The 14,791-nt window shown below is 52.8% G+C and carries 14 protein-coding genes; 5 read left to right on the forward strand and 9 right to left on the reverse strand.

The window, feature by feature from the left end; all coding sequences use genetic code 11:
- Positions 1–334: 334 nt before the first annotated feature.
- Positions 335–799 carry a helix-turn-helix domain-containing protein gene (locus tag H6F57_RS01360; RefSeq protein WP_190630357.1) on the reverse strand — a complete coding sequence of 155 codons (465 nt, stop codon included), beginning with the start codon at positions 797–799 and terminating at the stop codon, positions 335–337.
- 66 nt (positions 800–865) lie between these two features.
- Between H6F57_RS01360 and H6F57_RS01365 the strand changes: the two genes are divergently transcribed.
- Complete coding sequence (locus H6F57_RS01365) at positions 866–1,762, forward strand: tyrosine-type recombinase/integrase (RefSeq protein WP_190630359.1); 897 nt, start codon at positions 866–868, stop codon at positions 1,760–1,762.
- 910 nt (positions 1,763–2,672) lie between these two features.
- Here H6F57_RS01365 and H6F57_RS01370 read toward each other — a convergent pair.
- From H6F57_RS01370 to H6F57_RS27875, 3 genes are all read right to left on the reverse strand, one after another.
- A complete protein-coding gene (locus tag H6F57_RS01370; RefSeq protein ID WP_190630361.1) occupies positions 2,673–3,521 on the reverse strand; it encodes an AAA family ATPase in 849 nt (282 codons plus the stop codon).
- 1 nt (position 3,522) lies between these two features.
- Positions 3,523–5,394, reverse strand: coding sequence for a Mu transposase C-terminal domain-containing protein (locus tag H6F57_RS01375; protein WP_190630363.1), 1,872 nt, complete (start codon positions 5,392–5,394; stop codon positions 3,523–3,525).
- Between the two features lie 344 nt (positions 5,395–5,738).
- Positions 5,739–5,861, reverse strand: coding sequence for a hypothetical protein (locus H6F57_RS27875; RefSeq protein WP_277881769.1), 123 nt, complete (start codon positions 5,859–5,861; stop codon positions 5,739–5,741).
- 212 nt (positions 5,862–6,073) lie between these two features.
- Between H6F57_RS27875 and H6F57_RS01380 the strand changes: the two genes are divergently transcribed.
- The 3 genes from H6F57_RS01380 (at position 6,074) to H6F57_RS01390 (ending at position 8,617) form a co-directional block, all read left to right on the forward strand.
- Complete coding sequence (locus H6F57_RS01380) at positions 6,074–6,439, forward strand: EamA family transporter (protein WP_190630366.1); 366 nt, start codon at positions 6,074–6,076, stop codon at positions 6,437–6,439.
- A 156-nt stretch (positions 6,440–6,595) separates the two neighbouring features.
- Positions 6,596–7,210: a ParA family protein gene (locus H6F57_RS01385; protein ID WP_190630367.1), complete on the forward strand. Its 615-nt coding sequence runs from the start codon at positions 6,596–6,598 to the stop codon at positions 7,208–7,210.
- Positions 7,211–7,498: 288 nt separating this feature from the next.
- Positions 7,499–8,617 carry a site-2 protease family protein gene (locus H6F57_RS01390; protein WP_190630369.1) on the forward strand — a complete coding sequence of 373 codons (1,119 nt, stop codon included), beginning with the start codon at positions 7,499–7,501 and terminating at the stop codon, positions 8,615–8,617.
- A 202-nt stretch (positions 8,618–8,819) separates the two neighbouring features.
- Here the strand turns inward: H6F57_RS01390 and H6F57_RS01395 are convergent, their stop codons facing one another.
- Both H6F57_RS01395 and cimA read right to left on the reverse strand, forming a co-directional pair.
- A complete protein-coding gene (locus tag H6F57_RS01395; protein WP_190630372.1) occupies positions 8,820–9,185 on the reverse strand; it encodes a DnaJ domain-containing protein in 366 nt (121 codons plus the stop codon).
- A 327-nt stretch (positions 9,186–9,512) separates the two neighbouring features.
- Positions 9,513–11,231, reverse strand: a complete 1,719-nt coding sequence (gene cimA, locus H6F57_RS01400; RefSeq protein WP_190630374.1) for a citramalate synthase — start codon at positions 11,229–11,231, stop codon at positions 9,513–9,515.
- 119 nt (positions 11,232–11,350) lie between these two features.
- On the opposite strand from cimA, the gene H6F57_RS01405 reads away from it, so the two are divergent.
- Positions 11,351–11,677, forward strand: a complete 327-nt coding sequence (locus H6F57_RS01405; protein ID WP_190630375.1) for a 2Fe-2S iron-sulfur cluster-binding protein — start codon at positions 11,351–11,353, stop codon at positions 11,675–11,677.
- Between the two features lie 101 nt (positions 11,678–11,778).
- On the opposite strand, the gene H6F57_RS01410 is transcribed toward H6F57_RS01405, so the two are convergent.
- The 3 genes from H6F57_RS01410 to patD all read right to left on the reverse strand — a co-directional run bounded on the left by H6F57_RS01410 (position 11,779) and on the right by patD (position 14,495).
- On the reverse strand, positions 11,779–13,407 hold the full coding sequence (locus H6F57_RS01410; RefSeq protein WP_190630377.1) for an ABC transporter ATP-binding protein: 1,629 nt from the start codon (positions 13,405–13,407) through the stop codon (positions 11,779–11,781).
- Positions 13,408–13,519: 112 nt separating this feature from the next.
- Positions 13,520–14,092, reverse strand: a complete 573-nt coding sequence (locus H6F57_RS01415) for a zf-TFIIB domain-containing protein (protein WP_190630378.1) — start codon at positions 14,090–14,092, stop codon at positions 13,520–13,522.
- A gap of 61 nt (positions 14,093–14,153) precedes the next feature.
- Complete coding sequence (gene patD, locus H6F57_RS01420; RefSeq protein ID WP_190630380.1) at positions 14,154–14,495, reverse strand: heterocyst frequency control protein PatD; 342 nt, start codon at positions 14,493–14,495, stop codon at positions 14,154–14,156.
- Positions 14,496–14,791: the final 296 nt, after the last annotated feature.

Genomic DNA, 14,791 nt, shown 5'->3' on the forward strand with positions numbered 1-14,791 from the left:
GCGGCGCAAACGCTATCATCATCGCCATGAATTCCATCGCAGCAAGCTCCTCAGCCCCTCATCTGAATTCTGCTTGCTGCTTTCCTTTTTGGATCAAATGGATAAAGTCGAGCTCAGGCCTTGATACAAAGCAAATATCAAACTAAAGCCTGCATGCCCCACATCATGGAATTGGATGGGACTCTTGTGGGTACTGGTCTGCTAATAGAGGATAGATGCTCGAAAGCCTTTCGCTGGAATGAGTTGGTTTCAGCCAACTAGCGACTAAACAGAGCAGGGGAGTAAATCCGCAGTGTCTAACAATCTGTTTAGAGCACAGTGAGTAGGTCGAAGCTCACTCACTGCCGCCGCCCTTATACGACTTCCCACAGTAGGGACAAAACCGGAACTTGAGAGAGGCGATAGGTTCCCGGCAGCCTGAACAGCGGTCTTGCAGCTTGCTCCCACAGGCGAAGCAGTGCTTTGAGCGTGGAGTCGTCCACATCGGATCGGGTGATGTGCCGGGCACCCAACACTGGGGGCAAAACTTGAGGGCTGCGATTTCCTCCACAGTCCTGCCCTGACAGACCGCATCCAGATAATCCACTGAAATACCCAGAGCATGGGCCAAACCGCTTTTAGGCTTCTGCTTTAGCCGTGTGGTTTGACCACGCTCAATCTTGCCTACACTTTGAGGATGGATCCCGGCCTTCTCCGCCAACTCTTTTTGGCTCAGGCCCAGGCTCATCCGCCCCCGCTGCACATAGGCTGCGAGGGTTTCTCCAGGGGTTGGAGCCAGGTTTTGAGATAAAAGGTGCATTAAAGTATAGACAAAAGAGTTTGTATAAACGCTATCTTAACCTCAAAATAAAGGTGACTAATTGAAATGAAAACGGTCATTACCTTAGCTGGTGTTTCGGTAGAATTCTTACAACGTCCAGGACTAGAAAAGAGTACCCGGCGCTCCTACGAATCCGCATTGCTGCCCCTCTTACAGGAGTATGGGCAGATGCCGATTGAAATCATCACCCGGCAAACGTTGCAGGACTATCTCAGCGAGTTGCCTAACCTGGCTTACACCACCCACCAACGACACCAAGCCACTATCCAGGCGTTGTTTAACTTCGCGGTCGAGCAAGGCTATCTCAAAGCCAATCCAATCGCTCGATTGAAGCGGCGGAAGCCTGACCGGGATAAAGGTGAGCATGGTACGGATGACGTGATCCGCTACCTGACACCAGAGCAGCTTAAGGTCTTGTATCAGGTGGTAGTGCCAAATTTGCGGATGAATGCGCTGGTACATCTGCTACATCGAACAGGGGCAAGGATCGCTGAGGTGCTGGCCCTTGATCTAGAAATCATGAACCTCGACCAGCGAAAGTTTCAGGTGGTCGGCAAAGGCAACAAACGGCGGTGGTGCTTCTATAGCGAAGATGCGGCTCGGGTTCTGGAGCGCTATCTAAAATACGAGCGACACTCGGGTTGTTCAGCCCTGTTTACGGCCCAGCAGCCCTTCACACTAGAAGTAAGCCGGATGAGCTATCGCACGGCTTACCAGGATTGGACGGATTTAATCGCTCAAAGTCCAGAGCTAGAGGGCATTCGGATGCATGACCTGCGCCATACCTTTGCCACTGAGAGAGTAGGCCTGATGGGGATCGAGGAATTAAGAGCGTTAATGGGGCACCAGAACATTCAGACAACCTTGCGCTATCAAAAGGTAACATCGCAGCGGGCAGAAACAGTCGCTCAAGCGGCGCTTGCTGCGTTAACTCAAAGCTAATTATTGATCTGCTAAAAACGTTAGCAAATATGTGTGGTTACATAGCGTTTAGTTCTATAGGGTTTTGCTGATGCAGAGTATAGACAGCACTCTGCATCAGTAAAGTGAGGCAAAATAAGGATCGCCACCCAATAACGTGGCGAATGGATCCAAATTGAGCCAAAAATAATCATGCACTCGAAATTCAATGCACGTTACTAGAGAATACGAATATAGGGATCGGTGTCCGCAGTCCTTACTGATGCGGATTAGCCATTGAAGGCAATCCATTGGCAGACAGCATTGCAGCTTGAAATGCACTGCTAAAGCCTGGTTAACGAGATACTTATGATCAAAGAGAAAGCCACTTGATGCTTATCTCGGCATTCCTGAGTTGTCTAACCTAGCCTTTTGACATGCCTCTGCTTCTTACCCATAGACCTAAAGGGCATTCCACAGTGATGACATTCACCTTTCTCCCAAAGGGATGGGATTTGAAAGGGTTTCTTGCAGCAAGGACACCTGTTCAAAAGCTGTAGATGGTGGTGATTGCAGATAGGCATCTCAGCTTTGTACTGCCACTCCGTGCGGTGGCAAGGAACCTCAGAATAGCAAGCTCCGCAGAGCATAATAGGCCTGGGCTGCATAGATCTATCCCTTGAAGGCAGCATTGCTTCCAGTAGGCTAAAATCCATTCTGCACAAAGCCGCCAGCATCTCCAGCGATTCATTTTCAGGAAAAGGATTAAAGTAAAGCTGCTCCCAACGGGTAACAGCCGCACCTACACCGATCAGTTGTCCGAGAGCATATCCTGATGGCAGACTATTAGCTTTAAGATGACGAAGACGTCCAAGAAAATGACTTATGCTTTCATTCTCGTAGGGCTGTACAGCAACTAGCCTTGGTAAAGAACCAAAATCTCTGCATCTCGTCAACTTACCACCTTCTCTTGTCGGGGCAAATGCTTTTTCCCGTATCTCTCAGCTATGTTCAGAAAAATTCCTGGATCAACTTTTCCATGCCCATTTTTTAGAGAGTGGAGAACAGCTTTAGTTAAAATTTTAATAAGAGAGCCCATTCTAGCTCCGGTGTTAGAAGCCAGAATCTCAAATAAGTCACCTTCCAGATTAGATTCTTTAGGTAACGCGAGAATCTCAAATTCTATTGTGCGCAATGTCTTCTTAAAGTCATCTTCTTCAAGACGATCAAACTCAAAGAGAGATGGAAAAGTAGATAGGAGATCATACAAATTTAGAATAGAGTCAAGTTCACAACCACCTACTAAAGCAACAGGGACACCTGACTCTTCATGAAGTTGCTTCAAATCTAAAAAAGCTTCTTTTTGCAAATTATCTGCATTATCAATAATAATTAATTCAATCCCGAAAGGTTCAATGCAGCCTGCCAAACGAGGTCGCAAATCTTGTTGCTTACCTTCAGGAGCTGCATGATTGATATCTTTCAATATCTGGGAAAATAGTCTCTTGGAGCTTGAGTTTGACCATGCTTTAACGCAAGAGACTCGCTTGTAATCTTCCTCTCGGTAATACAGCGATGATCGGCTTTTCCCTGTGTCCCGAGGGCCGATTACCCGCCCACACTGCTTGACCAAGCGAAGTTCATCGAGCCATTTGAAATATTGAGATGCTCGATCTGTGGGAATAAATGCTGTCCTGAATAGCTCTTCAATCTCCGCAGTCTTAGCAGTAAAATCGGTTCTATTGAGGGCTGGATGTAGCACCTCTACTGGAGCATGTGTTGCGAGTTGCACACTTGTCATATCACCAAATCCTCTTCAGCTGTTTGTTTCTGGAAACGATGAGGCGATGGCGCTCACTCTCGCCTGTATTCTTTTCGTTATCATGTTCAGAGCTAATCGGCTTTGGTTCTGTTTGGTCAGGTATAGTAGACTCAACAGGCTTAAGTCGAGAATGGTCAATACGCTCAGGCAGTAATTCTATCAAATCAGATGCTTTTGAAGACTGAATTTTTCGTGCTTCCCTGCTCTCGACCACATTTGACTTGCCCTTGTCTTTTGACCGAAGTTTTTTTTGCTCGGCTTGTTGGTGCTGTTTTTTATCAAGCTTGCGCTCTTCAACGACATTCTTGCGATTGTCTAAAGCTAATAGAGCATGATAATTTGAATGGCTCCTACTCTTTGCATTCGACTCTTTATTAAGTTGCTCTAGCTCGTATAAAGTAAGCTCTTGCATATCCATATTGATGGCATGAGCAAAGCCGATAAATTCTTCACCTTGACTATATGCAAGCATAGTTAGTACATGATCAGGATCATATCTGAGATTAACATACTCCCCTTTTTTCAACTTCAGCTCATCACAACGATAGTTTATGTTTTTAAAAACTACAGTTCCATGAGCCTGGACAGTTGCCTGTTTCCGTATCATTAGTAAAAGGTCAAGTTCCCGCTCATCTAAAGGCTCTGGAAGCTTTTTCCCCATACCTTGAAACCAAATCTCGTAGCGAGTATAGCGTTTATCGTACGGATAATCTTGATGGTTATAATCATCGCAAAAATAACCGGCCAAAAACATATCCAAGTGATCTATAGTCAAACAGGCTTCCTTTTCTGCTTTCTTTATCTGTTCTTTATTTGATCTATTAGGCTGATATCCTGGCAATGGTTCTAAAACCTGGGTATTAATTGTTTTAAAGAGTCTTTCAATTACTCCTCCTTGATTGGGGCGGGCTCGTAATTTACATTGAAAATTCAGTTTTTTACCAATGGCCTTGATATGCTTTGATGCACTTAAGTCTTTACCTCCATCTGTAAAGAAATACTGCAAAGGAGGGCCGTAAACATTCCAATCCTTATTTAGCTTGTATTCTGCAGGATAATTTTTAGGCAAAATAGCATGCCTAAGGGCAAGTCCGACTTCATAAGCCCCTGGTTGTTTGTGCCAAAGACGGTAACCAATCAGACATCCGGAAAAAGTATCTACAACCGTTGTTAGCCATGGCCTCCATTGGAGAACTTTGCCATCAGCCCCAACGATCCGAATATCTAGTTTGGTATGATCACATTGGATAATTTGGTTGCTGAAACTAGCCTTGAAAGATTCACCATCTCGCGTTTCTACTACACGCCAAGAGCCAGAACCAGGATTTCGAATTTTTTTCTTCTTCTTATAGTCCTCTATATGAGGTTTTAAGACGCGGTAAATAGTTGCTGGATGCGGGTGGTCGCCTTCTTCACGTCCCAAATCAACTACGGCATGCCGTTGAACCTCACGCACAACTTCAGCAGGTTTGAGAGGATGCTTATCTTTTAAGCTTTTCTTGTAGACTTCTGGAATGTAATCTCGCCAGTATTCATCAATTCGGTGAGTTCCTTTATCTGAACGCACAACTCCAGCATCTTCTTGCAGTTCATTGTTAAAGTACTGCTTCAGCAACCGCTCTACTTGGCGGCTCGATAGATTAAGAGTCTCTTCAACCTTGGTTTTCCTTTGAGACTTTACTTTACTATTAGGCGACGCCGCTAACCATTCAGTTAGTCGATAGCGCAGTTTGACCGGATCTGAAGACTCTATTACGATCTGGAATGGATCTGCATCAAAGTCAGTTTCGTCAAGGAAAATTTTGTCAGGGTCTTGATACGTTGACGAATCTTCAGCTTGTCTCTCGCTCATGGGAGGAAGCAGCCTTTTTTGTCTATGAGGCGAATGTACCACTCCTCTCTTCAAATATCTAGCATTTGCGACACCTAATTTGCGAATGACTGGGGCAGGTATTCGCGACATCTATTGTGCGAAAACCAATTTTGCGACACTTATTTTGCGAAGCTTCGAAATGCCTATATTGCAGGTTGAATTTGCTAGAGTGCCCTTAACGAAAGGGGTTGGAGGTAGTCACAACCTGCGACACCAATCTGCGAATCGCGACATTTAGCGTGCGGACGTACATTAAATGTCGCGCTTCGCAGATTGATGTCGTTTTTCGCACACTCATATCGCCAGGAGCGGTTATGCCACTTTTAGCCATTTTGGTTAGAATTTGGACCGAATTTCTGTTTATCGGCCTCCCTGACACCATCACGAACCGGAGAGTGGCCAAGGCCAAAGCAAAGCATCTCAACAGGAACATCCAGTACTTTCATGGCGTGGTCACGCCCGTCATCGTCTGCCCGGGGCAGACTGAGGTAATTCCGTTAGTCTCTGAATTTGTCTAACCGCAAGATGGGTACGACAAACAAGACGGTGAGAATGCCTCCGCCAAAATGAGAACTGCTGGTTTTCGCCGGGCCTAAAGTCCGTTAAGATACGCCCCTAGGGCGCGATTGTCACCCCGATTTGCCCTAAGGAAGCCCCCATGATCATTCAAGAATTTGCTCTGCTGTTGGTGGCGGTACTGGCCAGTGCCCTAGGGCAGCTGTTTCTTAAGGTTGGAGCATTGCAACTGGGCGAGGTCACGGGTGCCAACGCCTTCAACCACATTTTGAGCATTGCCACCACCCCAGCGCTGATGGCCGGGCTGATGGCCTACGGTGTGGGAGCTGTTCTCTATATTTTGGTTCTCACCCGAGTCAGTCTCAGCGTGGCCGCCCCAGCTTCGTCGATGATTTATTTAGCCTCGGTGCTGATTGGGGTAGTGGTGTTTAAAGAAGATCTCTCCCTGGGTCGGCTGGTGGGGCTAGGGTTGATTATGGGTGGTGTGGTTCTAGTTGTCTCCCCATAGCTGGGCTGGGTTAAGAAAGAGCCATCAGCATAGGCTCAGGGTGGGAATTCAGCCCCCCGGCGGCGACCTTTGATGGCGGACAGGCTAGCACCGACAATACGATCAACCCTGGCCTTAGCCGCTAGGTTCGACTCCTGCAATGCCTGCATCCCTGCCATGATTGTGACTGTCGCCAGTTTTAAAGGAGGCGTGGGCAAAACTACCACTGCCATTCATCTGGCTGCCTTTTTGCAGGGCTATGCCGAAACCCTGCTGATCGACGCCGACCCCAACCAGTCGGCTTTAGCCTGGGCCAGCCGAGGTGAGCTGCCCTTTTTAGTGGTTGATCAGTGGCAGGCGAGAGAACTTCCCGCTCCCCACGGCCACGTGGTGATCGATACTCAGGCCCGCCCCATTGCTGCCGACCTGGCCCTGCTGGCGGCCTCTTGCGACCTGCTGGTGCTGCCCAGCACCCCCGATATTTTGGCCCTCGATGCCCTGGCCATAATGGTGGAACATCTGGTAAAGCTACCCGTGGCCCCCTACCGCATTTTGCTGACTATGATTCCCCCTTACCCAAGCCGGGCCGGAGCCGAGGTACGGACCATGCTAATGACCACCGGCCTACCGCTGTTTGTGGGGGGCATTCGTCGCTATAGCGCCTTCCAAAAAGCTGCCCTGGCCGGTACGGCGGTCTACGACGTCAAAGACCCCAAGGCCGAGGTGGGTTGGCAGGACTATATGGCCGTTGGTAAGGAAATCTTGACCTACGCGCTGGAGATGGAACGTTGAGGAGATGGGGGCGGGAAGTGGGGACGAGGGAGATGGGGAAGATAGGTGAGGTGAGGGAGATGGGGAAGTTCTTAGATTCTTGCCTTTTGTCTTAGCCTGCTCCCTCACCCTCCTCATCTCCCTCATCTTCTCCCACTTTCCTGCACTAACCCGCCCCAATCCCTTCGGTTGTCACCACCTTTGACGGATTAGAGACTCTTTAACAGTTCGTTACAATAAGCCTATTGGATAGGAAATGCGTCTCAAGATTCACTTCTCTATCCTCGAGCTTTAACTAAGAGGTGCCCTATGAACGGCAACTTACGGGTGGGGAATCTGTTTGGTATTCCCTTTTATGTGAATGTGTCTTGGTTTTTGGTGCTGGCCCTGGTGACCTGGCAGTACGGCAGTGGTTTGGCGGCGGCGTTTCCGACCCTGGGTGGGTCGTTGCCGTGGGTGCTGGGTCTGGGGGCAGCGCTAACGCTGTTTGCCTCGGTGCTGGCCCATGAGTTGGGGCACAGCTTTGCGGCGCTGCGTCAGGGCATTGGGGTTAACTCGATTACGCTATTTTTGTTTGGCGGTTTGGCGACTTTAGAGAAAGAGTCTGAGACACCAGAGGGAGCGTTTCAGGTGGCGATCGCAGGCCCGCTTGTCAGCTTTGCCCTATTTGGTCTGTTCTCTGTAGCTGGGCTAGTCTTTCCTCTCTCTGGTCCGGTCGCAGGCATTGTGTCGCTGTTGGCTTACATTAACCTGGCCTTGGGTGCCTTTAACCTCATCCCCGGCCTGCCGTTGGATGGCGGTAACGTGCTGAAGTCGATTGTGTGGAAGATTACGGGTCAGCCCCACAAGGGTCTGGTGTTTGCTAGCCGCGCAGGTCAGGTGCTGGGCTGGACTGCGATCGCCCTGGGTATTGGCTCTGTTCTAGGCATCAGCCCGGTGGGCAGCGTTTGGACGCTATTGATTGGCCTATTTCTGCTGCAAAATGCCAACCGCACCGCGCAGTTTGGTACGGTGCAAGGCCGCCTCGCTGGCCTGACGGCTAAAGATGCCCTGGCGCAAGATAGCCCGGTTGTAGAGGCCACTATGTCTCTGCGTGAGTTTGCCGACGATGCTCTGCTGGCTGCCCCTTCGGCCTGGCGCAAGTTTTTGGTGGCCGACGAAACAGGTTTGCTGGTAGGTACGGTGCTGGTCGATGCCCTGAAGCAGGTGCCCCGCGAGCAGTGGGCCGAGACTACCGTCGCCGCCATTATGGAATCGGCTGGTGACATTGTGACGGTGGGTGCCGAGCAGCCGCTGATGGAGGTCATCAAGACCCTGGAAACCCGGAAGATTCAGGCGCTAGCGGTGATTGGTAATGATGGCTCTCTGGCGGGTCTGCTAGAGAAGACCTCAATTCAGAATTTGCTGCAATCACCCCAGGCGGCCTAATCGCTGCTTAGAGCACGGTAGGTAGCGCCTCAGCTCAAACGCAGACCAGACAAATCTGGTCTGCGTTTTGTTTTTGCGATCGGGTATTTCGGAAAATGGCTTATGGACCACCGAGATTTAAGTGGCTTGCAGAAAACCTTGGAGAATGGCGAAGAAACCTGGTTTCTAGTCTCTAACTGGCTGCTAGAAAGTAGACAAAACTCTAGCTATAGCGGTTTAGGAGATCCCCGAGCAAGTCTTCGAAGCGGCCAAAGCGGCCAAATTCCATTTCGTCAAAGTCATCATTGGGCCTGCTGCTGGGGTGGCTGGTGGACGCATACCCTTTCTCGGCTTTTTTCCAGTGGGCACCATAGCGATCGTACTGGCGGCGTTTTGCCGAATCTGAGAGCACTTCGTAGGCTTCATTTAGAGCTTTAAATTGCTCTGTCGCTGCCACATCGTTGGGGTTAAGGTCGGGGTGAAGCTGGCGGGCTAGTTTTCGATAAGACTGTTTGATGGTTAGCAAGCTCGCCTGTCGATCTACCTTTAAAACTGCGTAGTAATCTGTCGATTCTTGGGGGGTTGGCATCGTTTTGCTGTCTAATTGCCCGCTGGCGAAAACCAGCTTCTTTTTCACTATACTGAACGGCACGATTGATGCAGGCCGGAAAGCGCCATAACTAGAAAGCCATAGTGGCCCATTTTCCTGCTTGCGATCGCTCGGAAGCTTCTTCAGCCGATCAAAACCTGTTCTCCGCTAACCCAAAAGGTTTTTCCAACTACCTAAACCTTTCATTCGGTGCTGCGAAAGCTCTTCCACCGCCGCAGATCATTCTTCCAAACCCGCAGATGCTTCCTCCATCAATGCGAATCTTTGTTTCCATAGGGCAGAATCTCTATTCAGCAAGAGCTGGACTTACTCAAAGCCCAGCTCTTGCTTGAGCTTAGCCAAAGCCGTTTCACGGGTCTTTTGCAGGGCCGCATCGGCGTCAAACCGATCGATTTCGCCGCCGATCGCACAGTGGGGACGCGCAGTTTCCATCATCAGGCCATACTCCAGTCCTTCGGTGACGGCCTGATAGGAGGCTTCGATAATGTTGGTCGAAACCCCCAGGGTTGTCCAGCGCTGGGCACCGTTGCCCGACTCCACCAGCACCCGCGTTTTGGCCGCTGTGCCCGCACCGCTGTCGATGATGCGCACTTTGTAGTCAGAAAGGTGAAAGTTCGCGATCGCCGGATAAAACGTCAGCAGTGCCTTACGCAGGGCTGTATCCAGTGCCGCCACTGGCCCGTTGCCCTCAGCCGCCGCAAGAATTTCTTCCTCGCCCACCATGACTTTGATCGTGGCCAGCGATTGGCTGCTGTGGTCGTCGCCACTGCCCTGGTGCTGACAGTTAATGTAGAAGCCTTTGAGGTCGAAAAAACGGGGGCGATCGCCCAGGGCTTCGCGCATTAACAACTCAAAGCTGGCCTCGGCAGCCTCAAACTGGTAGCCTTCGTGCTCTAGGGCTTTGAGCCGGTTGAGCAGCTGGCGAGAGGCCGGGTTGTGGCGATCGAGTTCTAGGCCAAAGCTGCGGGCCTTGACCAGCACATTGCTCAGCCCCGCCTGATCTGACACCACAATGCGGCGGCTGTTGCCCACGGTGGCCGGGTTGATGTGCTCGTAGGTTTTGGGCTCGCGCTCGACGGCGCTGACGTGAATGCCGCCCTTGTGGGCGAAGGCCGATCGCCCCACATAGGGCGCGTGGTCGTCGGGAGCCAGGTTCACCACCTCGCTGATAAAGCGGCTGGTCTCGGCCAGGGTTTCGAGTCGGGCTGGGGCAATGCAGGGGTAGCCCAGCTTGATTTGCAGGTTGGGAATCAAGGTGCAGAGGTTGGCGTTGCCGCAGCGCTCGCCGTAGCCATTGATAGTGCCCTGCACCATAGTGGCCCCCGCCTCTACTGCTGCCATGGCGTTGGCCACTGCCGTGCCGCTGTCGTTATGAGTGTGAATGCCTAGCTGGGGCCGGGGTTCTGAAAACTGCTGGAGCCAGGTGTTCACGGCAGTCACAATCGCGCCGACTTCGTGGGGCAGGGTGCCGCCGTTGGTGTCGCACAGCGCTAGCCATTCAGCCCCAGCTTTTACCGCCGCTGCGAGGGTTTCTAGGGCGTAGTCGGGGTTAGCCTTATAGCCGTCAAACCAGTGCTCGGCGTCGTAGATGATCCGGCGACCCTGGGTGCGAAAGTAGCGAATGGTGTCGTCGATCATGGCTAGATTTTCGGCCAGGGTGGTTTGCAGGCCGGTGGTGACATGTAAATCCCAGGATTTGCCAAACAGCGTAATCCACTCGGTGCCGGCGGCCAGCACCGGCTGTAGCATGGGCTCCTCGGCGGCGACTTTGCCGGGGCGGCGGGTCGAGCAAAAGGCGGTGATGCTGGCCTGGGTGAGAGGTGTCTCTTTGAGTTGCCAGAAGAACTGCACATCTTTGGGGTTGGCCCCCGGCCAGCCGCCCTCGATAAAGGGCACACCCAGGGCATCGAGCCGTCGCGCAATCCGCAGCTTGTCTTCAATCGACAGGGCTAGCCCCTCCCGCTGCGCCCCATCGCGCAGGGTGGTGTCGTAGATGTGAAGGGGGGTGCAATCGCGCTCAGCCATAGCCACTGGTGACCTAAACTATTCAGTTCTCTAGAGTAAGCCCTGGCCCGGGGATGCTTGAGGGCAGCAGGGCGATCGCGTTATAAAACGTAGATATTCTTCGTCCGCCAGGAAATGCTATGCCCACCGTCACCGCCCAGGGAAAGACCATGCAGTGCAAGGCTGGGGCCAACCTGCGTCAGGTTTTGCTGGCCAACGGTGTGGACTTGTACAACAGTCAGGCAAAGGTGATCAACTGCCGCAGTCTTGGCACCTGTGGCACTTGTGCGGTGGCGATCGAGGGTGAGGTGTCAGCGACCAACTGGAAAGACAAGGCCCGCCGGTCACTCCCTCCCCACGACCCCGCGCGCGACCTGCGCCTCGCCTGCCAAACCCGAGTGCTCGGCGATATCGCCGTCACCAAATACGACGGTTTCTGGGGCCAGGGCCAAACCCCAGTTTGGTAAATTTTACTCCCCAATCCCCTATTGAGGCATCCTACTCGTATCTAACGCTATGGTTTTTTGCCGAGGTTTTTTGCCTAGATCTTGCTCAGCAACCTGATTACTTAGGCTTCCCTAGCCAGCACCGGAGCCGATTGCAGGAGGGTTTGGGTGTAGGGATGCTGGGGCGATTCGAACAGCGTTTTAGTGGGGGCAATTTCTACGATTTTGCCCTGCTGCATGACGGCGATGCGATCGCACATAAACCGCGCTACCCACAGGTCGTGGGTGATAAACAGGTAGGTGAGATCAAACTCGTGCTTGAGGGCAATCATCAGATCGAGCACCTGGGTTTGCACCGTGGCGTCGAGCATGCTCACCGGCTCATCGCAGATTACCAGCTTGGGATGGGTGATTAGAGCGCGGGCGATCGCCACCCGCTGCTGCTGGCCCCCCGACAGATCGCCGGGAAAGCGTTGAAAGTAGTCGGCGGTGGGGTTGAGGCTGACGCGGGCGAGCATGTCGTGGGCCTGCTTTTCGGCCTCAATCACCGTGGCGAGCCCGTGGATTAGCAGCGGGTCGGCGATGCTTTTGCCCACGGTCATCATCGGGTTGAGGCAGGCGTGGGGGTCTTGAAACACCATTTGCAGCTGTCGCCGCTGCTGCCGCATGGCCTCGCGGGAGAGGGTGGTGAGGTCGGTGCCGCAAAACACCACCTGCCCAGCGGTGGGCTTCGCCAGTTGCAGAATGGTGCGCGACAGGGTGCTCTTGCCGCAGCCCGACTCGCCCACCAGCCCCACCACCTCGCCGGGGTAAATCTCTAGCGTTACCCCGTCCACAGCTTTGATCACCTTAGACTCCTGACCGCCCAACAGCCGGGCGATCGGGTTGGCCTCTAGGGTGTAGTGCTGTTTTACATCCGTCAGCCGCAAAATAGGTTCTACAGCGGCGGCGGTGTAGAACAGCCCCTCGGCCTGCTGCATCTGCAGGGCCGACTCCACCAGCGATCGCGTGTAGTTATGCTTAGGACTTTGCAGCACCGTGGCAGCGCTGCCCTCCTCTACCACCCGGCCTTCGTACATGACGGCGACGCGATCGCAGTATTCTGCCACCAGCGACAGGTCGTGGGAGATCAGCACCAGGGCCGTGCCCAGTTCATCGCACAGCCGCGTCAGCTCGTCGAGAATTTGGGCCGACACCGTCACATCTAGGCTGGTGGTGGGCTCGTCGGCGATGATTAGCTTGGGCTCTAGAATCATTGCCAGGGCGATCGCCACCCGCTGGCGCATGCCACCGCTAAACTCGTGGGGGTACTGGCCAAAGCGGCTGGGGAGAATGTTGACTTTTTCTAGCACTGCGATCGCCCGCGCCTTGGCCTCGCTGTGGGATACACCAGGGCGATGGGCTTGCAGGGTTTCTATGCAGTGGTCGCCAATGGTCATCAGCGGGTTGAGCCGCGTCATCGGGTCTTGAAAGACTAAGGCAACTGCCTCACCCCGAAACTGCCGCAGCCGCTGAGGGCTAAAGTCGAGCACCGACTCCCCGTTAAACCACACCCGCCCCCGCAGCTCCGTGGCCTTGGGCAACAGCCGCAGCGCCGCCCGCCCCAGGGTGCTCTTGCCGCAACCCGACTCACCTACGAGGCCCAGCTTTTCCCCCGGCGACAGGCATAAAGACACCCGATCCACCGCGCGCTCCTCCTGGGCTGGGTAGGTGACCGAGAAGCTTTCGAGGGCAAGGAGGGAATCTGGCATGGAAAGAATGGGTGGTGGGTTAGGGTACAAGTTTTGAATTTTGAATTTTGAGTTTTAAGTTCATGTCTCGAATTCAGAACTCAAAACTAAGCACTCAAAACTCAAAACTTCCTTACTGATCCACCCGCCGCATCAAATACGCTACCCCAAAATCCCCGTTGGGGTGCTGCTCTAGCAGATCGGCTAGCTCAAACACGCGCTGGGCAATGTCTGCGCCCAGCTTGTCAACGGTGGCCTGGCGTTCGCGTTCTGTGTGCTCTAGCTCGCGCACTTGGGCCTGCCAGTCAGCGGAAAAAATGTAGTTAATGTGACTCTGCAACTGGAGCTGGTGCAGCATCTCCCACTCGCCCGTGTCGCACCAGATACCGTTGCAGTTGGGGCAGCGCTCCACATAAAACGACCCCTGTTGGAGGGTAATGCGCCCCCGCACCAGGTAGCTGCGGCAGTCGGGGCACAGGGCAGCCCGGTTATCAAGCGCGGCGGGCTGAAACGAGGTGCTCAGCGACAGGGGCAACACCGCCACTTGAACCGGCTCATCGGGGTCATTTTGTTGCCGTTGCCAGTCTGCGTAGTTCTCCGGTGGAATCCACGCGCCGCCACAGCTAGGGCAAGCCTTGACCGCTAGCTCCGGCGCTAGCTGACTGTCTTGCAGTTCGATTTCTCCTTCCTTTGGGCACTGATACAAAGCACCTACTCCCAACCATCAACCCAACGAACCCCTAATATTAAACCACTTGGGACGGGCATTAGGTCGGGTTGGCGATCGCCTGCTCTAAAGCCTGGCAGAAGGTCAGCAATTGACCCAGTTTTTCGAGCATCTGCTGTTGCCGCTGCTGGGCCGTGGTGGACTGACGAGCCGTTTGCAAAAACGCCACATCCATCGCCAGCAGCCGCAGGGTGCGGTTAATTTCGGTCAGCACGGGCTGGGCGCTGGGCAGCTCTTCTCCTTGGGGCAGCATCTGGTGCTGAAACTGTTGCTGAGCCAGCAAAAACTGCGCCTGTAGCGCGTGCCCATCAGGGTTGGCAGACTGCACTAGGCTAACCAGGGTTTGGAGGTGCGATCGCAGGGTTTCTAGGGCATTCTTCATGGATAGATCACCCCTTTAGGGCCGTAGCGGTGGCGGCTTGACAATAGTTTTACGATAGCTAGAGATAAATTGCTGATTCCCCTTATCGGGGACAAATGTTAAGGTTAATACATAACTATCCATCAACCCCCAGTCAGCCTTAAGTATTTATTGCGGCCTGGGCTGTCGATGCGATTTTCCTCAAAGTTATGGTGTAGGTTATCTCTATCTCGGCGAGCTACTTTGTTGTAGCCCCTTACCTGGGAATGTTGACAGAACGTTTGTACGATTTCTGTTTGGGTTTTTTACTCCAAACT

This window comes from Leptolyngbya sp. FACHB-60, assembly GCF_014695775.1.
GTDB lineage: Bacteria > Cyanobacteriota > Cyanobacteriia > Phormidesmidales > Phormidesmidaceae > Nodosilinea.